The 23240-nt window shown below is 74.4% G+C and carries 21 protein-coding genes; 8 read left to right on the top strand and 13 right to left on the bottom strand.

The window, feature by feature from the left end; all coding sequences use genetic code 11:
* Positions 1 to 111: 111 nt before the first annotated feature.
* Together AB0D66_RS14465 and AB0D66_RS14460 are read right to left on the bottom strand one after the other, a co-directional pair.
* Complete coding sequence (locus AB0D66_RS14465) at positions 112 to 4992, bottom strand: DNA-binding protein (RefSeq protein WP_362302008.1); 4881 nt, start codon at positions 4990 to 4992, stop codon at positions 112 to 114.
* A gap of 59 nt (positions 4993 to 5051) precedes the next feature.
* The gene (locus AB0D66_RS14460) at positions 5052 to 5918 is read right to left on the bottom strand and encodes a DUF4132 domain-containing protein (protein WP_362301834.1); all 867 of its coding nucleotides are present in this window, start codon (positions 5916 to 5918) and stop codon (positions 5052 to 5054) included.
* Positions 5919 to 6117: 199 nt separating this feature from the next.
* On the opposite strand from AB0D66_RS14460, the gene AB0D66_RS14455 reads away from it, so the two are divergent.
* Positions 6118 to 6849, top strand: a complete 732-nt coding sequence (locus tag AB0D66_RS14455) for a DUF1524 domain-containing protein (protein ID WP_362301831.1) — start codon at positions 6118 to 6120, stop codon at positions 6847 to 6849.
* The gene (locus tag AB0D66_RS14450) at positions 6846 to 7127 is read left to right on the top strand and encodes a hypothetical protein (RefSeq protein WP_362301828.1); all 282 of its coding nucleotides are present in this window, start codon (positions 6846 to 6848) and stop codon (positions 7125 to 7127) included. The genes AB0D66_RS14455 and AB0D66_RS14450 overlap by 4 nt, the downstream gene beginning before the upstream one ends.
* 24 nt (positions 7128 to 7151) lie before the next feature.
* Here the strand turns inward: AB0D66_RS14450 and AB0D66_RS14445 are convergent, their stop codons facing one another.
* The gene (locus AB0D66_RS14445; RefSeq protein ID WP_362301825.1) at positions 7152 to 7685 is read right to left on the bottom strand and encodes a GNAT family N-acetyltransferase; all 534 of its coding nucleotides are present in this window, start codon (positions 7683 to 7685) and stop codon (positions 7152 to 7154) included.
* A 159-nt stretch (positions 7686 to 7844) separates the two neighbouring features.
* Here AB0D66_RS14445 and AB0D66_RS14440 point away from each other — a divergent pair, with 159 nt between their 5' ends.
* Positions 7845 to 9110: a sulfite oxidase gene (locus AB0D66_RS14440; RefSeq protein ID WP_362301822.1), complete on the top strand. Its 1266-nt coding sequence runs from the start codon at positions 7845 to 7847 to the stop codon at positions 9108 to 9110.
* Between the two features lie 8 nt (positions 9111 to 9118).
* Here AB0D66_RS14440 and AB0D66_RS14435 read toward each other — a convergent pair whose 3' ends face one another.
* Both AB0D66_RS14435 and AB0D66_RS14430 read right to left on the bottom strand, forming a co-directional pair.
* Positions 9119 to 10282, bottom strand: coding sequence for an alpha/beta hydrolase (locus AB0D66_RS14435; RefSeq protein ID WP_362301819.1), 1164 nt, complete (start codon positions 10280 to 10282; stop codon positions 9119 to 9121).
* 82 nt (positions 10283 to 10364) lie between these two features.
* Positions 10365 to 11351: a 2-oxoglutarate and iron-dependent oxygenase domain-containing protein gene (locus AB0D66_RS14430; RefSeq protein WP_362301816.1), complete on the bottom strand. Its 987-nt coding sequence runs from the start codon at positions 11349 to 11351 to the stop codon at positions 10365 to 10367.
* A gap of 262 nt (positions 11352 to 11613) precedes the next feature.
* Between AB0D66_RS14430 and AB0D66_RS14425 the strand changes: the two genes are divergently transcribed.
* Entirely contained in the window at positions 11614 to 12360 is a 747-nt protein-coding gene (locus AB0D66_RS14425) for a VOC family protein (RefSeq protein ID WP_362302005.1), read from the top strand.
* Between the two features lie 70 nt (positions 12361 to 12430).
* Here the strand turns inward: AB0D66_RS14425 and AB0D66_RS14420 are convergent, their stop codons facing one another.
* The gene (locus AB0D66_RS14420) at positions 12431 to 13273 is read right to left on the bottom strand and encodes a class II glutamine amidotransferase (protein WP_362301813.1); all 843 of its coding nucleotides are present in this window, start codon (positions 13271 to 13273) and stop codon (positions 12431 to 12433) included.
* A gap of 169 nt (positions 13274 to 13442) precedes the next feature.
* Between AB0D66_RS14420 and AB0D66_RS14415 the strand changes: the two genes are divergently transcribed.
* Together AB0D66_RS14415 and AB0D66_RS14410 are read left to right on the top strand one after the other, a co-directional pair.
* Positions 13443 to 13631: a DUF6381 family protein gene (locus AB0D66_RS14415; protein ID WP_362301810.1), complete on the top strand. Its 189-nt coding sequence runs from the start codon at positions 13443 to 13445 to the stop codon at positions 13629 to 13631.
* A gap of 204 nt (positions 13632 to 13835) precedes the next feature.
* A complete protein-coding gene (locus AB0D66_RS14410) occupies positions 13836 to 14633 on the top strand; it encodes a DUF1206 domain-containing protein (RefSeq protein WP_362301807.1) in 798 nt (265 codons plus the stop codon).
* 18 nt (positions 14634 to 14651) lie between these two features.
* Here the strand turns inward: AB0D66_RS14410 and AB0D66_RS14405 are convergent, their stop codons facing one another.
* Positions 14652 to 16013, bottom strand: a complete 1362-nt coding sequence (locus AB0D66_RS14405; RefSeq protein WP_362301804.1) for a M64 family metallopeptidase — start codon at positions 16011 to 16013, stop codon at positions 14652 to 14654.
* Between the two features lie 139 nt (positions 16014 to 16152).
* On the opposite strand from AB0D66_RS14405, the gene AB0D66_RS14400 reads away from it, so the two are divergent.
* Positions 16153 to 17532 carry a helix-turn-helix transcriptional regulator gene (locus AB0D66_RS14400; RefSeq protein WP_362301801.1) on the top strand — a complete coding sequence of 460 codons (1380 nt, stop codon included), beginning with the start codon at positions 16153 to 16155 and terminating at the stop codon, positions 17530 to 17532.
* Here the strand turns inward: AB0D66_RS14400 and AB0D66_RS14395 are convergent.
* On the bottom strand, positions 17495 to 19018 hold the full coding sequence (locus AB0D66_RS14395; protein WP_362301798.1) for an MFS transporter: 1524 nt from the start codon (positions 19016 to 19018) through the stop codon (positions 17495 to 17497). The genes AB0D66_RS14400 and AB0D66_RS14395 overlap by 38 nt on opposite strands.
* A 42-nt stretch (positions 19019 to 19060) precedes the next feature.
* Positions 19061 to 19627 carry a TetR/AcrR family transcriptional regulator gene (locus AB0D66_RS14390; RefSeq protein WP_362301795.1) on the bottom strand — a complete coding sequence of 189 codons (567 nt, stop codon included), beginning with the start codon at positions 19625 to 19627 and terminating at the stop codon, positions 19061 to 19063.
* 147 nt (positions 19628 to 19774) lie between these two features.
* On the opposite strand from AB0D66_RS14390, the gene AB0D66_RS14385 reads away from it, so the two are divergent.
* The gene (locus AB0D66_RS14385) at positions 19775 to 20278 is read left to right on the top strand and encodes a DUF6328 family protein (protein WP_362301792.1); all 504 of its coding nucleotides are present in this window, start codon (positions 19775 to 19777) and stop codon (positions 20276 to 20278) included.
* A gap of 84 nt (positions 20279 to 20362) precedes the next feature.
* Here AB0D66_RS14385 and AB0D66_RS14380 read toward each other — a convergent pair whose 3' ends face one another.
* The 4 genes from AB0D66_RS14380 to AB0D66_RS14365 form a co-directional block, all read right to left on the bottom strand.
* Entirely contained in the window at positions 20363 to 20617 is a 255-nt protein-coding gene (locus tag AB0D66_RS14380) for a DUF6158 family protein (RefSeq protein ID WP_362301789.1), read from the bottom strand.
* A gap of 80 nt (positions 20618 to 20697) precedes the next feature.
* Positions 20698 to 21774, bottom strand: coding sequence for a hydrogenase expression/formation protein HypE (gene hypE, locus AB0D66_RS14375; protein WP_362301786.1), 1077 nt, complete (start codon positions 21772 to 21774; stop codon positions 20698 to 20700).
* Positions 21767 to 22903, bottom strand: a complete 1137-nt coding sequence (gene hypD / locus AB0D66_RS14370) for a hydrogenase formation protein HypD (protein WP_362301784.1) — start codon at positions 22901 to 22903, stop codon at positions 21767 to 21769. The genes hypE and hypD overlap by 8 nt, the downstream gene beginning before the upstream one ends.
* A complete protein-coding gene (locus AB0D66_RS14365) occupies positions 22900 to 23235 on the bottom strand; it encodes a HypC/HybG/HupF family hydrogenase formation chaperone (RefSeq protein WP_362301781.1) in 336 nt (111 codons plus the stop codon). The genes hypD and AB0D66_RS14365 overlap by 4 nt, the downstream gene beginning before the upstream one ends.
* Positions 23236 to 23240 lie beyond the last annotated feature (5 nt).

The raw sequence follows: 23240 nt of genomic DNA, 5'->3' as shown, positions 1-23240 counted from the left end.
GAACGCGAGGAGGGCGCGGGGGCCGGAGACGAGGTGCAGGGCCGGAGGCGAAGGGTGCGCCCGCGCCGGGATCGACGCGGTGCCGGGTACCGGGCCGGCGGGCAGCCGCGGTCAGGCCTTGCGGGCGCGGCCGCGCGTGCGCTTCACCTTGAGCTCCTCGAAGCGCGGGGAGTCGCCCTCGCGGACCCGCTGCCAGGCCTTGCGGTAGAGGTCGGCGGCCGGTTCGGCGGGTACCAGCGGGCCCAGCAGCCGGTGCCCGTACATCGGGAGCTTCCACTGCTCCACGGGCAGCACCGGCGAGGCCATGTCCGCCCAGCCGCCCGGCAGGAACAGCGAGCGCCCGGCCCGGCTCCGGCCGGCCGACACCACCAGGTCGGTGGCGGCCATTTCGGCGCGGGCGGCCTTGAGGCGGGCCGGCTTCCAGCCGGTCCAGCGTGCGGTGTTGCGGTCGGTGGGGTCGGGCATGGCGAGCAGCATCAGGTAGAGCGCGGCCGCGTCGGTGCCGAGTCCGTGTTCTGCGGCGGCCTCCGCCACCAGTTCGGGGACCGAGCGGCCGGGGTCCTGCGGCCACCAGGTGCCGTCCTGGTCGACGGCGCCCGCCGCCGGGGCGCCCGGGTCGGCGAGGAGGGCGGCGAAGCGCGGGTCGACGGCGGCGCGCAGGGCCGTCTCGATCGCGGAGGGCCGCTGGTCCTCGCCGCGCAGGACCGCCAGGTACGGGTCGGAGCCGGTGGAGTCCAGCAGCGCCGGGCGCAGCGCGGGCCGCGGCCGGTAGTCGTGCGTGGCCATGATCACCGCGCCGTAGCGCTCGAAGCCCTCGCCGGTCTCGGTGGGTGTGCCCGCCGCCTTCCGGAAGTCGGTGAGGTCGGCGTAGTGCCCGATCTCGATCAGCAGTTCGGGGGCGGCGAGCCGCTGCCGTACGGCCGTCAGCGCGGGCGGCAGGGCGGCTCGTACGGGGTCGCCCGCGGGCAGCCGGTGGGCGAGCCAGGCCATCGCGCCCAGCGCGGCGGTCAGGACCGCCGAGGTGAAGGGGCGGGTGGTCGGCTCGCGGGGCTCCACGTGGTCTCCCTTCACCGTCCACGCCACGTCGGCCGAGAGCTCCGGCGAGGCGGAGGGGTCGAGGAGCGCGGACAGGGCGCGGGGCACGGCCCAGCCGGTGCGCAGGACCCGCGCGCCCTCGGTGAGCAGCCAGTCGGGTACCGGCGTGCGGCGGCCGACGCGGCGGTTCCACACCTCGGCGGCGGCGGCCGCGTCGGGGCCCTCGGTCCACAGCAGGGCCGGGTCGGCGGGCAGCAGCGCGGCGACGACGGCCCGCCGCACCACGACGTCGAGGCTCTTGAGCTCGTCCCGGGCGTGGGCGGCCTCGGTGGCCTTGACGCCGAGCAGGGTGCGCAGTTCGGGGGTGAGGAAGTTGGCGGCCCAGCTCTCGACGGAGGGCAGGCCGGCGATGACGAGCCGGGCCAGGGCCGTGGGGGCCCCGGTGAGCCGGGCGAACTCCTCCGCGGCTTCGGGGCGGAAGGGCGCGGGACCCCGGGCGGCGGCTTCGGCGAGGAAGCGGGCCAGCCAGTCGGGGCCGCGCTCGGGGTCGCCCAGCGGGGCGTCGCCGCGCAGGGTGTAGGGCCCGGGGACGGTGAAGCGGCCGGCGGGGTCGTGGAGCAGGGCGCCGAACTCGTGGCCGTCGGGGACGGATGCGGTGTGCTCGGTCGTCGCGAGGACGGCTCCGCCGCCGAGCGGGAGCACGGCGCGCAGGTGCACGCTGCGCTCGGATCCGTCGGGGTTGCGCAGGTGGCGCTGGTCGAGGTGGACGAGGACGCGGCGCCAGTGGTCCGCGGATCCCTCGGCGGAGGCCAGGCCCGCCGCGTCGATCTCGCGGAGCAGGCTGACGAGGGCGGCGCGCTCCTCGTCGGTGGTCCCGGCGGCGACGGCGCGGTAGGCGACGGCGGCGGGCTGGTCGAGCAGCGGGGTCCACGGCAGCGCGGAGTAGGGCAGTGCGGGCACGTCGAAGTGCAGCCTGCCGGGTACCGCGGCCGCCCCCGTGTCGGCCCGGGCCGCCGCGAGTTCGCGCAGGAAGCGGTGGGCGGCGTCGGAGTCGGCGCCCCGGTGGTAGTAGCCGGTGCCCGTGAGTCCGCTCAGCGCCTGGTCGATCAGCTGGTCGGTGGGGCCCTGGGGGCCGGTCTCGGCGGCTTCGGCGCCCTGGCCGAGGCGGGCGGCGACCCTGTCGAGGGCCTTCTGCTGGACGAGGGTGAAGCGCAGGACCTCGATGATGCCGCCGGTCAGCGCGGGTGCGGTGACCTGCGGGAGGGCCGTGTTCACCAGCGCGGGCAGGTCGTCGGCCTTCTCCGCCGCGGCGGCGGCCTTGAGCAGCGCGGCGACGGTTTCCCGGTCGGCGGTGCGCAGCGCGGCCGAGCCCTCGGGGTCGCGGGGGCGCAGGGCGTACCAGTGGGAGAGCGGGGGGAGGTCGACGCTGCCGGTGGCGAAGGGGACCCGCCGCTCGTCGTCGCGCGAGGCGGCGGTGACCACCCCGTCGGGGTCGCTGATGCGCAGCTCGCGGTAGTGGGCCGACAGGGCGCGCGGCCGGTCGTCGCCCGGGAAGGCGAGCGCCGCGAGCGGCATGTTGGCGCCTTCGGGGGCGGTGACGGTGCGCCCGCCGGTGTCGGTTCCGCGCCAGCCGTGGCCGGGGACTCGGACGGCGCGCCAGCCGAGCAGGCCGTCGGCGGGTGCGCCGAGCGCCGAGTCCGGGACGGTGGGTGCGGGCCGCAGCCGGCAGGAGGACCCGGCGTGTGGCGGCCGCTCTCCGGGGGCGGTGTCGGTGAGGAACGCGGGCAGGGAGAACCGGCCGAGGTCGCCGGTGGCGGGGTCGTACTCGCGCCAGCCCCGCTCGTCGGCCTGGTCGCGGTGCTGCCATACCCAGTACGAGGTGCCGTCGGACAGCATCGGCCGCTCGTCGGGCAGTCGGGTGTCGCCGCGGTGCAGGATGCCGCCGCCGGTGGCGCGGCCGCCGTCCGGGAGGGGCAGGCTGAGGTGTTCGGAGCGCAGCTGCCAGTGCCGGCGGTCGGTGTCGAGGGTGAGGACGGTGCCGGGCGAGGTGTGCCAGTAGCCCTGGGTCTCGTTGGTGTTCCAGGAGTTCCAGAAGACCAGCAGTTCGCCGTCGACGTAGTGGAATCCGTGGCTGTAGTGGTTGCCGTGGGGGATCCGCAGGTCGTGGGTGAGGACGGTGGAGTCGGCGTCGATGACCCGGGCCTGCGTGGAGTTGGCGACGATGAGGTGGGGCCAGGCTTCGACGACGGTCAGGCCGCGCCGGTCCTTGGTGGCCAGTTCGGCCACGGCGCTTTCCCAGGAGGGCCAGGCGAGTTCCTCGAAGAGTCCGCCGCGCAGGGTGCGGGCGAGGGTTTCGGCGAGGTCGGCGGCGGCCGCTTCGGCCACCTCCTCGGGGGCGAGTTCGAGGGCTTCGACGGGCAGCCAGGTCAGGCGCTGGATGGCGTCGGGGACTCCGGGCAGCCCGGCGGCGGTGGAGGCGCGGGCGACGCCGCGTACCCACTCGGTCAGCAGCGGGCGGCCGCCGGGCGCGGCGGCGACGCACCGGATGATGTCGTCCCCGCTTTCGCCGAGGCTGTTCAGCGCGCGGTGGAAGGCGGGGTGGAACCGCTCGTCCGCGGCGAGGGCGAGCAGGTCGCGGCGCTGGTCGGAGGCGGCCCAGTCGGCCAGGTTCAGCCGGTCGTGGTGGTGCCTGCGCTCCTTGGTGTCGGGGTCGGCGACGGGCACGCCGAGGGTGAGCAGCAGGTCGAGGAAGTCGGCGTCCTGGACGCCGACGCGCAGGCCCGCTTCGCGGCCGGGCCGGGCGAGTTCGGCGCGCAGCTGCGGCGCGCAGCGCTCGACGAGGTCGAGGAGCACGGCCGGTGTGGTGCGCCGGCCCCAGCCCGCGTGGCGGGCGGCGTGGAAGCGCTCCAGCCAGCCGGCGGTGCCGTCGGCGCAGCGCTGGTCGGCGGGGACGTCCTCGGATTCCAGCCCGGCGGTGGCGCCGGATGCCTCCAGGACGTCCAGCCACAGGCCGGTGAGCTCGACGCTGTCGCCGCCGCCGGGCGGGGTCAGCCCGAGGAGCGTGCCGCGTACGGAGGGCACCCGCCGGGCCAGCTCGACGAGGGCGGACCGGTGGGCCTTCCACCAGCCGAGCGGGGCGCGCAGGGTGGCGGGCAGGGGCAGCAGTTCGGCGAGGTAGTCCTGCTCGGGTTCGGTGCCGGCCAGGCCCGCGGCGCGGGCGAGGCGGCGCAGTTCGGTGGCGGCCTGCGCGGAGGGCGGCAGCCCTCCGGCGGTGCGGCGCACGCACAGGCGGCGGAAGCGCCGGTAGGCCTCGGCGGGGCTGACCCGGAGGGCGAGGTCCTTGCCGTAGCCGGTGAGGACCTTCACGGGGAGGGCGCCGGCCAGGGCGAATTCGAGGAAGACGGCGTCGAGCCGGTCCTCGTCGACGCTGAGGCCGTGCTGGGCCTCGGCGGTGCGGGCGCGGCCGAACAGCTGGGCGGCATAGGTGGTGTTCTCGACCGCCAGGAAGGTGCGGGCGGCCTGCTCGTGGAAGACGGGCAGGAAGTGCGGCACGGAGGCGGCGAGCCGGCCGGCCAGTTCGTTGCAGGCGTCGAGGGCGGCTTTGGGCTTCGTCTTGGCCTGACGGCTGATGCGGTCGAGTTCGGGCACGACGGCGAGGGCGTGGTGGCCGTCCTCGGGGTGGTGGACGAGGACCCATTCGGGGAAGCCGAGTGCCTGGCGGTGGCCGAGGCCGACGACGGGCGGTTCGGCCTGCTCCGGTACCAGGCCCAGGAACCCGGCGGCGAGGTCTTCGGCCGCGCCGAGCTCGGCGGCGGCCAGCCGGACGACGACGCGGTCGTCGCCGAGGGCGGGGTGGCGGTAGGAGCGCGCGGTCAGGTCCACGGCGGTGCGGCCCGCGTCCGGGGTGCCGAGCGGCAGCACCGCGCCGGCCCTGAGCAGCAGTTCGGCCTCGCTCACGGGCGCGCCGTCCTTCCCGGTGTCAGTGGTGGTGCTGGTGTTGGTGTTGTCCGTGGTGCTCACGCGTCCCCGCCCTCCTCGATCTTGCGCCCGGCGTACAGTGCCGCGGCCATCCGCATGCCCTCGGACCAGGCCACCGGTCCGACCTCGGCCGGGCGCACGGTCCGGCCCTCCCCGTCGTGCCAGGTCAGCGCGCCGGTGCTGGTTTCCTCGTCGTAGTAGGGCTCGCCGATCCACACCGCGGCCTCCGTGGCCCGGCCGGTGTCGCGGACCTTGCAGGTGGCGTAGCCGCCGGAGACCCGGTAGCCGAGGCCCGTCGCCCGCGCGGCGAGGCTGAACCGGGTGGGGAAGACCCCGCCCGCGTAGTCCTTCACCTCGGTGGCGGTGGCGGCGAGGCCGGCCGGCTTCTGCCAGGTGGCGCGGTGGATCTGCTCGACCCGCTGCACGATGCCCAGTTCGGCCGCGAAGTCCCGTACGTCGTCCAGGTCGGGCAGCAGCACGGGGTGGGGCAGCAGCACCGTGCGCGGCGACAGCCGGACCGTCTCGCCGTCGAGGTTGACCACCTTGAGCTCACCGGACTCGGTGGCGTCCCGCAGGAAGCCCACCTCGTCCGGGTCGTCGCCGACGACGGCCAGGTCGCGCAGGGCGCTCTGCCAGGCCTCGTCCGGCCAGACCCGGGCGAGCAGCGCGGTCGGCACGGGCAGCGAGGACACCATCCAGGTGTCGACCTGGGCGACGCAGGCCGCCTCGTGCCGGTCGAGCCATTCGGCGAGCCGGCGCAGCCGGTCCACCTCGGGATGGTCCTTCAGCGTTTTGGGCAGGGTCTTCAACTGCCGCCCCGCGGACCGGCCCGTGACGGACCGCGCCGCCACCCGCCCTTCCACGAGGGCGATCTCGTACCCCTCGCCCGCTGCCACCCATGCCATCAGCCCGTGTCCCTCCGCCTGTCCCGGCCCGGTCCGCGCAGCCCGGACAGGAGGGTGGGAACCCCCCTGAGCTGCGGTATGCCGGGAGACTAGCGAGCGCCACTGACAACGCCCGCCGGAGGGTGGGTGGTCGGTTCTTTGTCCGGTTCTGGGTAGTGTTCAGGGGACGTTGACGCGAAGTCGGTTGGGGGTGGGGTCCATGGTTCGTCAGATACGGGTGCCCGGCGCGGTGCTGGCGGCTTCCCTGCTGCTCACCCTGGCCGGCTGCGCCGGTCCGGCCTCCCCCGGCGCGGACAAGCCCGCGGGCCCCGCCCCCGGGGCTTCGGCCCCGCACGGCGCGCCCCCCGCCCCGGGCGGCGAACCCGCCGGCGGGGACGTACTGCCCGGCATGGTCACCGTGGCCGTGGCCCGCACGCAGCTGGCCGCGCTGAAGGTGGCGCCGGTCGGCACGATGGCCGGGTACAGCCGGGACAGGTTCACGCACTGGGCGCAGCAGGGCAGCAAGTGCGACACCCGCGAGGTCGTGCTCGAGCGGGACGGCACCGACGTGAAGCGGGACGCCGAATGCCGGGCCGTGTCCGGCGCGTGGAAGAGCCTCTACGACGGGGTGGCCGTCACGGACGCCGCCAAGATGGACATCGACCACATGGTGCCCCTCGCCGAGGGCTGGCGCTCCGGCGCGGCCGGCTGGGACGCCGCCCGCCGCAAGGCCTTCGCGAACGATCTCGCCCATCCCCAGCTGCTCGCGGTGACCGCCGCCTCGAACCGGTCGAAGGGCGACCAGAGCCCCGATCTGTGGCAGCCGCCGGACAAGTCCGCCTGGTGCCAGTACGGGCGTGCCTGGACCACCGTCAAATCGGCCTACGGGCTGACCGTCACCGAACCGGAGAAGAAGATGCTCGCGACCATGCTGGACACCTGCGCCTCATGACCGGCGGACAGCGGTGGCAGGACGAGGTGCCCGCCGGGCCGGGCGGTGCGATGACCGACGAGGTCGGCGTCATCACCGGCCCGCTCACCCTGCGCACCACGGCGGTGGACGGGGGGCTGGCCAGGTTCGAGGTCCAGTACGAGGACGCCGACGAGTGGTACACGCTCACCGGCAGCCCCCGGCCCCACGGCGGCGACCCGGCCGCCCTGCACGCGGCGGCCCTCGACGCGGTCCGCGCGGGCCGCGCGGCCCAGGCGCCGGGGAGCGGCCCCGGCTAGTGCTGTCCGGGCCGGCCGCGGGCCTCAGGCCTCGTACTCGGTGAGGTCGATGGTGTGGATCCGCAGCAGGTGGCCGTACTCGGGGTGCGAGGTGTCGCGGTCGGCGACCATGCCCAGCTTGCGGATCACGTTCTCGGACTCCTCGTTGCCGACCCGGTTCACCGCGACGACCCGGTCCAGCCCCCGGTCCTGGAGGGCGTACTCCAAGGTGGCGTGGGCGGCCTCGGAGGCGTAGCCCTGGCCCCAGTACTGGCGGCCGAGGCGCCAGCTGATCTCGACGGCCGGGAGCACCTCGGGCAGGTACTCGGGCACCGAGAGGCCGACGACGCCGATGAGCTCGCCCGACCCGAGGAGCTCGACGGCGAACAGGCCGAAGCCCTCCTCGTCCCACTCCTCCTCCCAGCGCTCGATGTCCTCGGCGGTCTCCTCGAGGTCGCGCACCGAGCCGTCGCCGATCCAGCGCATCACCTCCGGGTCCCCGTTGATCTCGGAAAGGGGGACGAGGTCGTCGTCGGTCCAGCGGCGCAGGATGAGGCGGGGGGTGAGGATCTCGGTCATGCTGCCCATCCTGCCGAAACACCGCCGGCCGGCGGTAATCGGGTCCCGGCCATTGCGGGCGTGTTGCGGGTTCGTGGCCATCGGGGCGGGTAGCTTCCGGCGGCTCACCCCCGGGCCTACGGTCCGTCGGGAACCGCGACCAGCAAGGAGTGTCCCCGCATGCCCCTCGACCTGTCGGACGAGAGCCGGTACGACCGCGCACGCCTGCGCCAGTGGGCGCGCGGCCGTGCCCGCTCCGCCGGTATGGACCGCCGCGACCTGCTCAGGCTCTTCGCGGCGGGGGCCGCGGCCGGGGCGGTGGGCCTGGGTTCCGCCGGCGCCGCGGCCGCAGCCGCCGCCCCGGCGGCCGTGCCCGGTACGGTCAAGCCGCTGCCGCCGGAGCTGTTCACGATCCGGGGTACCAACGCGGAGACCAATTTCGCCGCCCTGCGCGGCACCGGCCCGCTCACCCCCGTCGACCGGTTCTTCGTACGGAACCACACCTCCACCCCGCGCATCGAGGCGGACGCCTGGAGGCTCACCGTGTGGGGGAACGGCCTGGCGGGCGGGCCGGTGGAGTTCTCGTACGACCGGCTGCGCGCACTGCGGGCGGTCGAGCGGACGGTGTTCATCGAGTGCGCGGGCAACGGCCGCAGCTTCTACGCCACGCAGCAGGGCCAGCAGGTCAGCGGCACCGCATGGACCCTGGGCGCGATCGGCGTCGCGCGCTGGCGCGGCGCGCGGCTGTCGGACGTGCTGCGGCAGGCGGGTGTGGCGCGCGCGGCCGTCGACGTGCTGCCGCGGGGGCTGGACGACGAAGTGGTCGCCAACGGGGTGAACCTGGGGCGGGTGCGGCGCCCGCTGCCGGTCTCCAAGGCGCTGGACGACGTACTGCTCGCCTACGAGATGAACGGCCGGCCGCTGCCGCCCGACCACGGCGGCCCGGTCCGCCTCGTCGTACCGGACTGGATCGGGATCTCCTCTATCAAGTGGGTCGGGGACATCGAGGTCAGCGACGCGCCGCTGTACTCGCCGTGGAACACCGACACGTACCGGCTGTTCGGGCCCTCCTACGCGCCGGAGGGGGCGCCGCTGAGCCGGCAGACCCTCAAGAGCGCCTTCGAGCTGGAGCTGGGGGCGTCCGTGCCCGTGCACCGGACGCGGCTGCTGACCGGGCGTTCCTGGTCGGCGGCCGCGCCGGTGGAGCGGGTCGAGGTCAGCACCGACGGCGGTGTCCGGTGGCAGCGGGCCCGGCTGCACGACGCGCCGCGCCGGGGCAGCTGGGTGCGCTGGTCGGTGCCGTGGACCCCGCGGGCCACGGGTGCCACCGCACTGCTGGCCCGGGCGACCGACGCCACCGGGCGCACGCAGCCCGCGACGACCCCGCACAACACGCAGGGCTATCTGTTCGACGCGGTCGTGCGGCACCCGGTGACGGTGGTCTGAGCGGTGGCTCAGGGGGTGTGGAAGCGGACTTCCGGCGCCTCGGGGGACGGGCCGTCCAGGAGGGGCTGGGGCCTGCCCTTGAGGTGCTGGTCGAAGAAGGCGGCGACGTAGGCCCGGGTCAGTTCGACGGAGCGGGCGCCGCCCAGCGGGGCCTCGGGGTCGGGCAGGCCCAGCTGGTCGGCGAGGGCCGGGAAGTCGCTGAAGGTGAAGTGGCCGGAGTCCGCGAAGGTGATCCAGCGCTTCCAGCCGTCGAGGCGGGGCCAGTCGCGGTCCCAGCTCGCATTGCCCCCGGGGACGCCGTCCTGCGCGCCGATCAGCATGAAGGGGCGTGCGCCGATTCCGGTCTCGGGGGCCGGCGTGGCGAGTCCGCCGTCCATGTTGATCCCGGCCCGGACCCGCGGGTCGGCGGCCATCGCGGCGAGCGCCGAGGCGCCGCCGATGGAGTGGCCCGCCATGGCGATGCGGCTCGTGTCGATGAGGCCGGCGTGGCGCCAGGCGGGGTGGCGGCCGGTGAGGCGGTCCAGGAGGAAGGACACGTCGCGGGCGCGGTTGTCGCTGACCGCCCGCATGGGGGTGCCCGCCTCCGCCTTCTCGCAGGCCAGGCACTCCAGCACGCGCCCGCCCGGGAAGGCGGTGCCCACGCTCTCGTAGGCGTGGTCGACTGCGGCGACGACGTATCCGCGGGAGGCCAGGTCCTCGGCCAGCGCGGTGAGGGTGGAACGGTGGACGGTGAAGCCCGGGGAGAGGACGATCAGCGGGTACCGCCCGGCGACGGGCCGGGCCTGGGAGCGGGCGTGCGCGGCCGTTCCGGCGAGGGCCTCGACCGGGATCACCCCGTCCAGCTGCTTGTCGACCAGCAGCAGCCGGGCCTCCTCGCGGGTGAGGTAGCGCACGGGGCCGCCGGTGCCCCGCTGCGCCGGATAGCGCATGGTGACCATCAGCTCGCGCGGGCCGGACCCGGCCCACGGGTCCGTGCGGCTGCGGTCCACGAGGTGGAGCGTCTCCTGCCCGACGGGGAAACGGCCGGTGGGGCGCGGGAGTTCCAGGGCGGTGCGGCGGCTCTCGGCCGCGGACGGGGCCTCGGCGGCCGCGGACGTGCCGGCGGCCGCGAGGGGGAGCGGCAGGAGCAGGGCGAGTAAGGCTGCGGCGGTGGCCGCGCGGCGTCGGTTCATGCCTCCGAAACTACTGAGCCCGCCCTGGCGGATCGTCAGCTCACAGGAGGAGGCGGCCGTCCGCCTCCGGAAGGGCGCCGGATCACCCTGAGGTCGCACTCCCGTCGGTGACGCTGATGGCGCGCAGCTTCTCCCGCAGGTACAGGTGGGAGTCGACCGGGTCGTGCACGACCCGCCCGACGGGCGCGGGCAGGGACTCCACGCGGGTGTGCGCGTCGCATTCGTAGAAGTAGACCAGCGAGATCAGCTCCTCGGCGGGCGCGTCGGCGGGCGGCGGCAGGACGCGGTGGCGGCCGGCGCGCCAGCGGTCGCCGGTCCAACGGGCCATCAGGTCGCCGATGTTGACGGTGAGCGCGGCCGGGTCGTACGGGGCGTCCTGCCAGCCGTCGGCGTCGGTGTGGATCTGCAGCCCGCCCGCGCCCTGCTGGCGGTCCAGGACCGTGACGGTGCCGAAGTCGGTGTGGGCGCCGATGCGGAACTGGCCGGGCAGCGGAGGGCCGACGCGCTCGGCGCCCGGGTACCAGTTGACGTTGAACCCCCAGGTGGGGTGGGAGGTGTGGCGGGTGAAGTGGTCCTCGTCGAGGCCGAGGGCGGTGGCCAGCAGTCGCAGCAGCTCGTCGGAGAGGGCCCGCATCAGGTCCAGGTATGCGGTGACCAGCGGCCGCAGCGAGGGCACTTCCGCGGGCCAGGCGTTGGGGCGGAACCACTCGGCGTCCACGGCGGGCACCCCGGTGGGGTCGTCCGCGGCCCAGGACCAGGACTCCTTCAGGTCGGGCGGCGAGGCCGTCCCCTCGGCGTAGCTGTTGGCCTCGGCGCCGGGGCCGAGCCAGCCGCGGCCGCCGACCGTGACCGCGTACGGCTCCTTGGCGCGGCCAGGCAGCAGGAAGAACTCGCGTGCGGCCGCCCTGATCCGCGCGGGCAGCGCCGGGTCCACTCCGTGCCCGGTCACCAGGAGGAACCCGGCGGCCCGCAGGGCCTCGTCGACGCGGGCCGCCGTACGGGCCCGGGCGGCGGGCCCGCCCGACCGCCAGGGTTCGAGATCGATCACGGGGACGGGGGAACGCGCCATGGGGGACCTGCCTTCCGGGCCGGGCGCGGTGGCGTCCGCGTCGCGGGCTTCCGAGGCTATCGTCGCGCGGTGCTCACTGCCAGTGACAGCACGGCCACGCTCCCCGCCCCATCGGTCGAGTGGATCCTCCCGAAAAGGACCAGAATGGGACGGTAGGGGCGGGGGCGGGCCGGTGGTGCGGGCCGGGGGCTCACGAGGGACGGAGCGAGCGGTGAAGGTATCGACGAAGGAGGTCTTCGGAGCCCCCTGCTGGGTGAGCCTGATGGCCCGCGACCTCGGCACGGCCCAGCGCTTCTACGGTGCGGTCGTGGGCTGGACCTTCCGGCGGGCCCGGCTCGGCGACGCGTTCTCGGTCGCCGAACTGGACCGCGTACCGGTGGCGGGCATCGGCGCGCTCGCCTCCGACCTGGGGGTCGCGGTGGCCTGGACCCCGTACTTCGCCGTCGACGACGCCGATGCGGCGGCGGACCGCATCCGGGAGCGCAGCGGCACCATCGCGGTCGGGCCGGTCTCCTTCGCCACCGGCGGCCGCGCGGCGCTGGTCGCCGATCCCGACGGCGCCGTCTTCGGCATCTGGCAGGGCGCCGTCGCCGCCCACTGGCGGGTGGGCAGGGGCCCGGCGCCGGCCTGGCTGGAGCTGCGCACCCGGAACGCCTTCGACGCGGCGATCTTCTACGGGGCGGTGCTGGAGTGGGCCACCGGCCGCACCGGCTGCTGCGAGGTCTCCTACGAGGAGGAGCAGGTGGTGCTGAGGCAGGGCGGCGAGCCCGTCGCACGGCTCAACAGCGGCCCGGTCGAGCCGGCCGCCTACTCCTCGCACACCCGGCCGCGCTGGCACGTCCACTTCCGCGTCCCCCGGCTGCGGCCGGCGATCGAGGCCGCCGTCGAGCTCGGCGGGCGCACCGTCTCGGACATCACCTCGAACGCCACCGAGCGGTGGGTGGCGCTGCGCGATCCGGACGGGGCCCTCTTCACGCTGACGACCGCCCTGGCGGCGGAGCCGGGCTGAAGGCGCCGGGCTGAAGGCCGCGCCCCTCCTAGTGCTGTGGCCGGAAAGGTGAACCTTTCCGGCCACCGCACTAGGGTTCGGGCACGAAGGGCAGGTAGTCCACGCCGGGAGTGGAGGGGATCACCGCGTAGCTGGCTTCCGGCAGTTCGTTCCACACGCCGGGCAGGTCGCCCAGCGGCTCGGAGACCACCAGCCGCGTCGCGTCGGAGACCTCGGCGAGGAAGGGCAGCTCGGGGTGGAGGTGGCGGACGGTCTCGGCGGCGCTGCTGTAGAACAGCGACCTGGACTTGCCCTCGCTCGCGTACCGGAACGCCCACAGGCGCTCGCCGTCGCTCACCGCGACCGTCATCTGGAGCGGGTCGCTCACTCCGTGCTCCTTGCCGACCCGCTCCACCAGGCCGACCATCCGGGCCACGGCGCCCGGCGCGTCCTGGTCGAGGCCGTAGGTGACCGCCAGGTAGAACATCACCTCGGAGTCGGTGGAGCCCTCGATGCAGGGGAAGAGCGCCGGGTCCACGGCCATGCAGAGGTCGCGCTGCAGCCGGTGGAAGTCGGCGATCGCCCCGTTGTGCATCCACAGCCAGCGACCGTGCCGGAAGGGGTGGCAGTTGGTCTGCTGGATGGCGGATCCGGTGGAGGCGCGGACGTGCGCGAAGAACAGCGGAGAGCGGACGTGCCCGGCCAGCTCCCGCAGGTTGCGGTTGTTCCAGGCCGGCGCGGTGTCCTTGAACACGGCGGGGGTGCCGTCCCCGCTGCCGTCCGCGCTGTACCAGCCGACGCCGAACCCGTCACCGTTGGTCGACTCGACGCCCATCCGCGCGTACAGGCTCTGGTTGATGAGCGAGTGTTCCGGGCGGTAGAGGACCGCGTCGAGCTGCAGTGGTGAGCCCGAGTAGGCGAGCCAGCGGCACATGAACACCATCCCCTTGTCAGCCCTGGTCCGAGCCTAAGCCCTGTCGGCTGCGAACGGCGTGTTTGGCCTTCCGGGCGGGTCACGCTCGGTGACGGTTCGAGATGCGGGCGGACGGCCCTGCTGCTTCGCTGGAGCCGCCCGCTCTCCCCCCACCGATCAAGGAGCGATCATGAGCGTTTCAGGCGAGTCCCGCGGCCGGTCCCAGCAGATGCGCGCCAAGGCCCAGGAGCTGAACGATGCGGCCGACCGCTCGCAGGACCCGGAGGAGAAGCAGCGGCTGCGCGACAAGGCCCGCCGTCTCCAGGAGCAGAGCGAGCAGGAGGGCCGGATGGACGACCGGGGCATGGACCCGATGTAGTCCCCCGGCGTGTGCGCGTCCCGGCCGGTGGCCGCCGTGATCCCCGTCGCGGCGGCCGCCGGCCGGTGCTTCGCCCGTGAGCCGGCGGGCCCCGCCGCGCGGCGGCTCCAGCATGGACGGGCCCCCTGCGGGTAGCCGCCAGTCATGACGGGTCGCGAAGGAATACACGAGGGTGCAGGGCTCAAGGGTGCACGGCGCGAGGGTGTGAGGACGGCGTCCCAGGGCGGTACGGGCCGGGCCGTGGTGGCACGGTGCGGACTGGCGGCGCGCGGCGTGCTGTACGTGCTCGTCGGCGTGCTCGCGCTGCGGGTGGCGTTCGGTGAGAGCGGGCCCGAGGCGGACCGGACGGGCGCGCTGCAGGAGCTCACGCGGCAGCCCCTCGGCGGCTTCCTCGTGTGGGCCGTCGGCATCGGCCTGGTGTGCATGATGCTGTGGCGGCTGTCCGAGGTGGTGTTCGGCGCGGGAGGCCCCGACGGCGGCAAGGTCGGCAGGCGGCTGGCGTCGGCGGCGCGGACGGTGTTCTACGCGGTGGCCGCGTTCTCGGTGCTGTCGTTCGCCGCCGGGACCGGCGGCCAAGGGTCCAGCGACGAGCAGTCGCGCGATGTGACGGCCAAGGTCATGGAGCTGCCGGGCGGCCCGTGGTGGGTCGGCCTGGCCGGTGCGGCGATCGCCGTCGGAGGCGTGGTGATCGCCGTGCGGGCGGCACTGCGCAAGTTCCGCAAGCACCTGAAGACGGAGCAGATGTCCGAAGGGGTCCGCAAGGCGGTCGAGTTCCTCGGCGTCACCGGCGGCGTGGCCCGTGGCGCCGTGTTCGCCGCGGCGGGCGGCTTCGTCGTCTATGCGGCGGCCCGCTTCGACCCGGCGGAGGCGAAGGGCGTCGACGACACCCTCCGCGCCTTCGCCCAGACCCCGGCGGGACCGTGGCTCCTCGTGCTCGTCGCCGCCGGGCTCATGCTGTTCGGTCTGTTCTCCTGGGCGATGGCCGTCTGGCGCCGGGTCTGAGGTGCCTGGCGGCAGGGCTCAGAGGCGGACCTTCCACTCGGCCGCGGACCGCAGGGTGCGGGCGGTCCCGGGGTCGCGTACCGCGGGGGTGCGGTCCTCGGCGGTGACCTTGAGCCGGTGGGTGCGCAGGTCGAAGAGCCACAGGTCCGCGACCGCCACCTCGGTGCGGCCCTCGAAGCGCTTCAGCTCCCTGCCGTCCAGGTACCACCGCACCAGGAGCTGGCGGCCGTCCGCTCCGGCCAGCCTCGGCACGGCCGCCTTCGCCGTGTGCCGCAGCCGCAGGGTGCGGTCGGTCGGGGTGAGCGGGGTGACGGTCCGGGCGTGCCGGTGGAATCCGCCGATCATCGCCTCGACGCCGGGCAGGTTGAAGGGCTTGCCCAGCACCCGCATGAGCGAGTTGTCCGTGGGCCGGTACAGCCCGGTGGCGAAGTAGCCGCCGCCCTCGTACGCGCCGACCGTGCCGCCGTCCGGCGAGGTTTCGCCGAGCCACCGGTACCACTTGGCCCGCTGGGCGGCCATCCGGTCCGCGGGCAGGGCGGAGCTGTTGGATTCGGCGGGCTCGGGGCCGGTGTACTCCTCGTACTCCGGGACGTCGGCGTAGAAGTACTCGTCGGCGAGCTTGCCGAGCGAGTGGCCGGTCTCGTGGATGGCCACCTGGCCGGACTTCGGGTGGCCCGCCGAGGCGGTCGATATGCCCTCGTAGCCCAGGGCGGCGCTGGGCTCGTTGTAGCCCGCTCCGCCGTATTTGGCGCTGTTGGCGAGCACGATGACCAGGTCGGCCTCGGGCGCCTTCGCCACGTACGCGTCGACCTTGGGCTGGTCCACGCACAGCAGCCGCTCGATCTCCTCGCACCAGAAGTACGAGCCGAGGGCGGTGTCGCGGACGGTGGCCGGGGCGGGGTCGCCGGAGACTCCGGACTCCCGGGAGACGGCGTCGACCGTCCACACGTTGAACAGGTTCCGGTAGGTGGTGTACGGCTCGACGGCCGTCACCTCCTCCCACTTCTGGCGGGCGTCGGAGTGGAACCGGTCCAGCTCGGCGGCGGTGTAGCCGTCGCCGATGACGACCACGTCGAGGCGGTCGCCGGTCGGGCCGTTGTCGATCATCTTGGCGACGTCGCCGTCGGCGGCCCGCTCCGCCGCGGAGAGCCCGCCCTCGGTCTTCGCCCGGGCTCCGGCGGCCGGGACGCGGATGTGGCCGGATCCGGCGTCGCCGCCGTGCTCCGGCCCCGGTATCTCGACCTCGACCCCGGCCCCGGCCGCCGGCGGTGCGGCTGCGGCTCCCGCCGGTGCGGCCGGCACCAGCACGGCGGCCGCGCAGGCCGCCGCGAGGGCCGCGCGCAGCGCCGGACCCCTGAACCGGCCTCTGACTGGACGCATGAAGTCCTCCCCCTGGAAAGGAAGTTAAGCATGAAGTTAAGTCTGCTGAATCGGTTGCTTAAACTAGGGGGCGCGCGGGGAGTGCGCAATGACCTGATCCCCCTGAATACTGGGGAGTTCGAGCAACCAGGGGGATGCCATGGACGAACCGGCCCGCATCGGCAGCAGGGTTCAGCGGATGCGCACCGAACTGGGCCTGACGCAGAGGCAGCTGGCGGAGCCCAGCTACACGCCCGCCTACATCTCGACGCTGGAGTCGGGCCGGGTCCGCCCGTCCGAGACGGCGCTGCGCTTCCTCGCCGAGCGGCTGGGCACCTCGTACGAGGAGCTGACCACCGGCCGCCCCGCCCACCTGGCCACCGAGCTGCGCCTGGCGCTGGCCGAGGCCCAGCAGACGCTCGCCACCGGCGAGGCCGGGGAAGCCGCCGCACGGTACCGGCGGCTGCTGGACGAGGCGCACGGGCTCGCGCTGGTCCCCGAGCAGGCGGAGGCGTTGCTCGGGCTGGGCGAGTGCGCCCTGGAATCGGGTGAACTCCCCGATGCGATCGGCCACTTCGAGGCGGCCGAGCGCCTGCTGGCGGACGAGCCGCTGCCCCGCCGGGCCCGCCCCATCCGCGGCCGCGCCGTCGCCCACCTGCTCGCGGGAGAGCTGCGCTACGCCTGCTATCTGCTGGAGTCGACCATCGACGAGCTGGGCGCGAGCGGGCTGGCGGACCCCGAGGCGCTGGTCCTGCTCTACGCCGCGGTGATCGGACCGTACATCGACATGGGCGCCCACGCCCGCGCAGCCCACGCGGCCGAACTCGCCCTCGCCCTGGCCCCGCAGGTCAGCGATCCGGCGCTGGTGGCGGGGATGCACCGGCAGGTGGCGCGGACGTTCCTGGCCGAGGGCCGGGCGGCCGACGCCGACGCCTCGCTCGCCAAGGCCCAGGCGATCTACGGGCAGCTGCGGCTGCGGACCGACCTGGCGCACTGCCACTGGATGCGCGGGTACGTGCAGGCGCAGAACGGCGAACTCGACGCGGCGGAGCGCGAGCTGCGCACGGCCCGGGAGATGCTGGCCGCCCGGCGTGCGGCCCTGTACACGGCGCAGGTGGAGGTGGAGCTGGCGGACGTGCTGCGCCGGCTCGGCCGGTCCGGGGAGGCCGCGGAGCTGCTCTCGGCCCTGCTGGACCTGGGCGACAGCCACGGCGCCGTGCACGCGGCGGGCGCACACCGGCTCCTGGGCCTGATGGCCGAGGAGCGCGGGGAGCCCGAGGCCGCCGAGGAGCACTACGTGCAGGCGCTGGCGCTGCTGGAACGCAGCGGAGCCAGCGGCGACCTGGCGGACCTGTGCCGGATGCTGGGCGATCTGCTGCGCCGCACGGGCCGGACCGAGGCGGCGCTGGACGTGTACCGCACGGGTCTGGGCCACCGGGCGGCGCCGGGGACCACCACCCTGGGCCCGGCGCCCGCCGCGCCCGCCTTCGGATCGGTGCGGATCAGTGGTTCTCGGTGGGCTGGAGGTCGCGCGGAATGAGCGCCCAGGTCGTTGCGGCCGCGGCGACCGCGAGCCCGCCGGCCATGAGGAACGCCGGGGTGATCGCGAGGGTGTAGGCCTGCGAGGCGGTGTCGATCAGGGCCTGGCCGACGGCGCCGCCGAGCGTCTCGGCGATGTGCGCGGCCTCGCCCACGGAGTCCCGTACCGCTGCGGCGCTCGCCCCGTCCAGGTCCAGGGCGGGCAGGTTGCCCCGGTAGAGGGCCGCCGCGGTGGAGCCGAGGATGGCCACGCCCATGGCGGAGCCCAGTTCGTAGCAGGTCTCCTCGATGGCGGCGGCGCTGGAGACCTCGTCGGCGGGCGCCGAGGAGATCAGCGTGACCGAGGCGACCGTGGTGGCGATGCCGGCGCCCAGGCCCATGACGGTCAGGGCGGCCGCGAAGGCCGGGTAGCCGAGGTCGGTGAACTGCTGGAAGGTCCACGGCAGGGCCATGCCCGCGGCCAGGACGACCAGGCCCGCGCCGAGCACGTGCCGGATCGCGAAGCGCTGCATCAGGGCGGGGGCCACCATCGAGGCGCAGATCAGCGCGAGCGGGGCGGGCAGCAGGCGCAGGCCCGCCTCGAGCGGGGTGTAGCCCTGGCCGTACTGGAACCACTGGGTGACGAGGAAGAGGATCGCGCCCATGCCCACCATGGGCAGGAAGATCGCGGTCGCCGCGACGCTGAAGGCGGGTTTGGCGAACAGCCGTACCTGCAGCAGCGGGTTGTCCCGGTGCAGCTGGCGGCGGACGAAGACGGTCAGCGCGATGGCGGCCACGGCCAGCAGGGCCCAGGGCAGCGGGTCGGCGACACCGCTCTTGCCGAGCTGCTTGATGCCGCCCGCGAGGGCGAGCATGCCGACGATGGACTGGCCGACGCCCCACCAGTCCCAGGCGCCGGTGCTGCGCGGGGAGCGGGACTCGGGGAGGTAGCGCAGGCCCGCGGCGACGATGACGGCCGCGACGGGCAGGTTGAGGAGGAAGGCGGAGTGCCAGCCGTGGTCCTGGACGAGCAGCCCGCCGACGACCGGGCCGAAGGCCATGCCGCCGCCGAACACGGCCGCCCAGACGGCCAGGGCGAAGGCGCGCTCCTTGGCATCGGTGAAGACGCTGCGCAGGATCGACAGAGTGGAGGGCATGATGGCCGCGCCGCCGATGCCGAGGAGGGCGCGGGCCGCGATGACGTGCCAGGCCTCGGTGGCGAAGACGGCCATGAGCGAGGCCAGCGAGAAGATGCCGAAGCCCGCCATGAGCAGCCGCTTGCGCCCCCAGCGGTCGCCGAGCGCGCCCGCGGTGACCAGCAGGCCGGACAGCGCGAGCGCGTAGACGTCGATGATCCACAGCTGCTGTACGGCGCTCGGCTGGAGGTCGCCGACGAGCGAGGGGAAGGCCACGTTGAGGATCGTGGTGTCCATGGAGATCAGCAGGAGGCTGCCGGAGAGGATCGCCAGGACGATCCACCGGCGGGGGTCGAGCGCGGCGGGGTGCATGAGGTTCCGTTCGGGGTCGTGCGCGGGGTGGCGGGCCGGGAGCTACGCGGCCGGGGGTCCGGGGGGCCGGACGGCGCCGAGGAAGGACGTGAGGACCAGGCCGCCGGTCTGGCGGGGGGCGAGGTGCCCGTCGCGGACGCCCTCGGCGGCCGCGTCGAGCAGACCCCACAGCGCGTACCAGATCCAGTACGGCGGCAGGTCGGCGCGCAGCCGGCCCAGCCGCTGGCCGAGGGTGAGGAAGGCGAGCGCCCGCTGGTCCTGGCGGTCGACGCCGGCCCGGAACTCCGGGTCTGCGAGGACGGTGGCGTCGCGCGAGGTGAAGCCGTACAGGTGCGCCGCCGGCAGCAGGCCGAGGACCAGTTCCTCGAGCGCGGCGTCGAAGGCCGGGCCGTCGGCGGTCTCGGCCAGGTCGGCCGGGGCGAGGCAGGCGTCGACCACCTGGATGGCCCGGACGGCGACGGCTTTGAGCAGGGCCTCGCGGGTCGCGTAGCGGCGGCCGAGCGTGGCGCGGCTGGTGCCGGTCCCGGCGGCGATCTGCACCATCGAGGCGCTGTGATCGCCGGCGAGGACGCGCGCGGCGCTGTCCAGCAGCTGTTCTTCCGACACCATGATGAGCCTCCTTCGCCTCGAACGATACAAAATTGTCTCATCCGAGGCAAGTGTGACCCATTTCAGGCTCCTCTCCGCACCTGCCGTTCGCGCACGCCGGGGGGACCATGGACGAGAAGGGGTACGAGAGCGCCACCGGGAGGCGTCATGCGCGAAGAAGGAGTCGACGCCGCGCGGGGTGACGGCAGGGACGAGACCGAGGAAGAGCGCGCGGACCGGCAGTGGCAGGAGCTGGTGCAGGAGATCCGGGTCGCCCAGACGGGAGTGCAGATCCTCTTCGGCTTCCTGCTGACCGTCGTCTTCACCCCCCACTTCCAGGGGCTGGCGCAGACGGACAAGACGATCTACATCGTGACCGTGGTCCTGGGATCCCTGTCCACCGGCGCGCTCATCGGCCCGGTCGCCTTCCACCGCATCGTCTCGGGCCGCCGGATGAAGCCCGAGGCCGTCGTCTGGGCCTCACGGCTCACGTTCGCGGGCATCCTGCTGCTGCTGGCCACCCTCACCGCAGCGCTCCTGCTGGTACTGCGCGTGGCCATGCACAACGCCTTCGTGCCCTGGCTGGTGGCCGGGGTGCTGGCCTGGTACCTGCTGTGCTGGTTCGCCCTGCCGCTGTGGGCGCGCATGCGCTACACGAACAAGGACGGCTGACCGCCGCCCCGGCTCCGCCCTCCGGGCGCGGCGGGCCGCCGGGGCGCGGAGCCCGCTCCGGCGGCCCGCCCGGGCGCGCGGAGGCTAGTCGGAGCCCTGTTCGGCGGTCCCGCGGGCCCGGGCGCCCGAGCGGGTGCGGCCGGCCGTCTGGGCCCGCTGCGGGTGGCGGCGTACGTACTCGTGCTCCAGCTCGTTCATCCGCTGCGTGTGGGTGACCAGGGCGTCGTCCGACCCGTGCAGCAGCGTCTCGTGTCGCGTGCGGTGGATGGCCGCCAGCTCCTTGAGCAGCCGGCCTTCCTCCAGATTCCGCGCCGACGGACCGCCGTCGTGCTCCGTCATGGCACGCACACCTCCTCCACGCTCGGTCCGGCCTTCGCAGAAACGGCCCTCCCCTTCCATCATCTCCTGCCCGGCCCCCGTCAGCAGATGCGCGGCAGTTGCTCCCCGATGGGCAGGTCGACCACCCGGGTGCCGCCGAGGCCCGTACGGGCCACGACCATGCCGGGGTGGTCGGCCACCGCCTCGCCGATCACCGCCGCGTGCCGGCCCAGAGGGTGGGCGCGCATGGCGTCGAGGACGGCGTCGGCGTGCTCGCGCGGGACGAACGCGACCAGCTTGCCCTCGTTGGCCACGTACAGCGGGTCGAGGCCGAGGATCGCGCACGCGTTCCCGACGGCGGCGGGGACCGGGACCCGGCCCTCCTGGATGACCACTCCCGTCCCGGAGGCCGCCGCGATCTCGTTGAGGGAGGCCGCCAGACCGCCGCGGGTGGGGTCGCGCAGGACGTGCAGGTCCGGGGTGACGGCGAGCATGGCCTGGACGAGACCGCCCAGGGCCGCGCAGTCGCTCTCGATGTCCACGCCGAACTCCAGCCCGTCCCGGACGCTCAGGATGGCCACTCCGTGCAGGCCGATCTCGCCGCTGACGATCACGACGTCACCGGGCACCACCCGCTGGGGGCGCAGGTCCACCCCGGCGGGGATCAGCCCGATGCCCGCGGTGTTGACGTAGACGCCGTCGCCGTGGCCCGCCTCGACGACCTTGGTGTCGCCGGTCGCCACCTCCACCCCGGCGGCGCGCGCGGCGGCCCCGAGCGCCTCGGCCACCCGGGCCACCACCGACATCTCGACACCCTCTTCGAGGATGAACCCGCAGGAGAGGTAGGCGGCCCGGGCCCCGCTCATGGCGAGGTCGTTGACCGTGCCGTTGACCGCGAGGTCGCCGATGCTGCCGCCCGGGAAGAACAGCGGCCGGACGACGTACGAGTCGGTGGAGAAGGCCAGCCGGACCCCGCCCAGGGTGACCGCGGCGCTGTCCCCGAGCTGCGCCAGGACCTCGCCGCCGAAGGCGGGGGCGAACAGGTGCTGGACCAGTTCGGCCGAGAGCGCGCCGCCCCCGCCGTGGCCCATCACCACGCGGGGGCGGTCGCGCAGCGGGGCCGGGCAGGTCCAGCCGGTGATGTCGAGTGCGGTCGTGTGCGGTGCGGTCTCAGGCAACGGGGCTCGCCTCCGGCGAAACGGCGGTCCGGGCGGGAGTGAGCTCCAGCCGGCGGTACAGGTAGTACGCGGCGCACGCCCCCTCGCTGGACACCATCGTGGCGCCGAGCGGGCTGCGCGGGGTGCACAGGGTGCCGAAGGCCTCGCACTCGTGCGGCTTGAGCAGCCCCTGGAGCACTTCGCCGCTGCGGCACTCGGCGGGCTCGAGGGTGTTGATGCCGGTCACCGAGAAGCGGTGCTCGGCGTCGTACTCGCGGTAGCGGGAGGACAGCCGCCAGCCGCTGTCCGGGATCACTCCGATGCCCCGCCAGGCACGGTCGGTGACCTCGAAGACGTCCTCCAGCATGGCGAGCGCCGCCGGGTTCCCCTCGGGCCGCACCGCACGCGCGTAGGCGTTGTCGACGGTGTGCTCGCCGCGCTCCAGCTGCCGTACGGCCCGCCGTACGCCTTCGAGGATGTCCAGCGGTTCGAAGCCGGTCACGACGATCGGGACCCGGTGGCGGGCCGCCAGCTCCGGGTACTCCCCCATGCCCATCACACTGCACACGTGCCCGGCGGCGAGGAAGCCCTGGACCCGGCAACTGGGCGAGCGCATGATCGCCTCGATGGCCGGGGGGACGCGGACGTGGGAGACCAGCAGGCTGAAGTTGCGGATGCCGAGCTTCCTGGCCTGGTACACCGTCATGGCGTTGGGCGGGGCCGTGGTCTCGAAGCCGATGCCGAAGAACACCACCTCGCGCCCCGGGTTCTCCTGCGCGATCCGCAGCGCGTCGAGCGGGGAGTAGACGACCCGTACGTCGCCGCCCTCGCTGCGCACCTGGAAGAGGTCGCGGCCGGTGCCCGGCACGCGCAGCATGTCGCCGAAGGAGCAGAAGACGACGTCCGGACGGGAGGCGATCTCCAGGGCCTTGTCGATGACCTCCAGCGGGGTGACGCACACCGGGCAGCCCGGGCCGTGAATCAACTCCACTTGCTCGGGGAGCAGTTGGTCGATGCCGTGCCGGATGATGGTGTGCGTCTGGCCGCCGCAGACCTCCATCAGGGCCCACGGGCGGGTCACGGTGGCGTGGATGTCGTCGAGCAGCTTGCGGGCGAGCTCGGGGTTCTGGAACTCGTCGATGTACTTCACGGGCGGGCTTCCTCCTGCGCTGCGGCTGCGTCCGGGTCGTCGGTGAAGGGCCACGGCTCGCCGCCCGCGGCCGCGGCCTGTTCCCAGGGGTCGCCGAACTCCTCCTGCAACATGCCGAGCTGCTCGAAGAGTTCGAGGGTCTGGCGGGCCGACTCCTCGTCCAGGCGCTGGAGGGCGAAGCCCACGTGGACGATGGCGTACTCGCCGACCTGGAGGTCCGGCAGGTACTCCAGGCACACCTCCTTCTGCACGCCGCCGAAGTCGACGGTCGCCATGCGGGTGCCGTCCCTCTCCCCGATGTCGAGCACTCGTCCCGGAACCGCCAGGCACATGGGCT

Source organism: Streptomyces sp. NPDC048270, assembly GCF_040652335.1.
Taxonomy (GTDB): domain Bacteria; phylum Actinomycetota; class Actinomycetes; order Streptomycetales; family Streptomycetaceae; genus Streptomyces.
The sequence above is the reverse complement of the archived record's forward strand: the minus strand, read 5'-3'. Positions and strand labels throughout refer to the sequence as shown.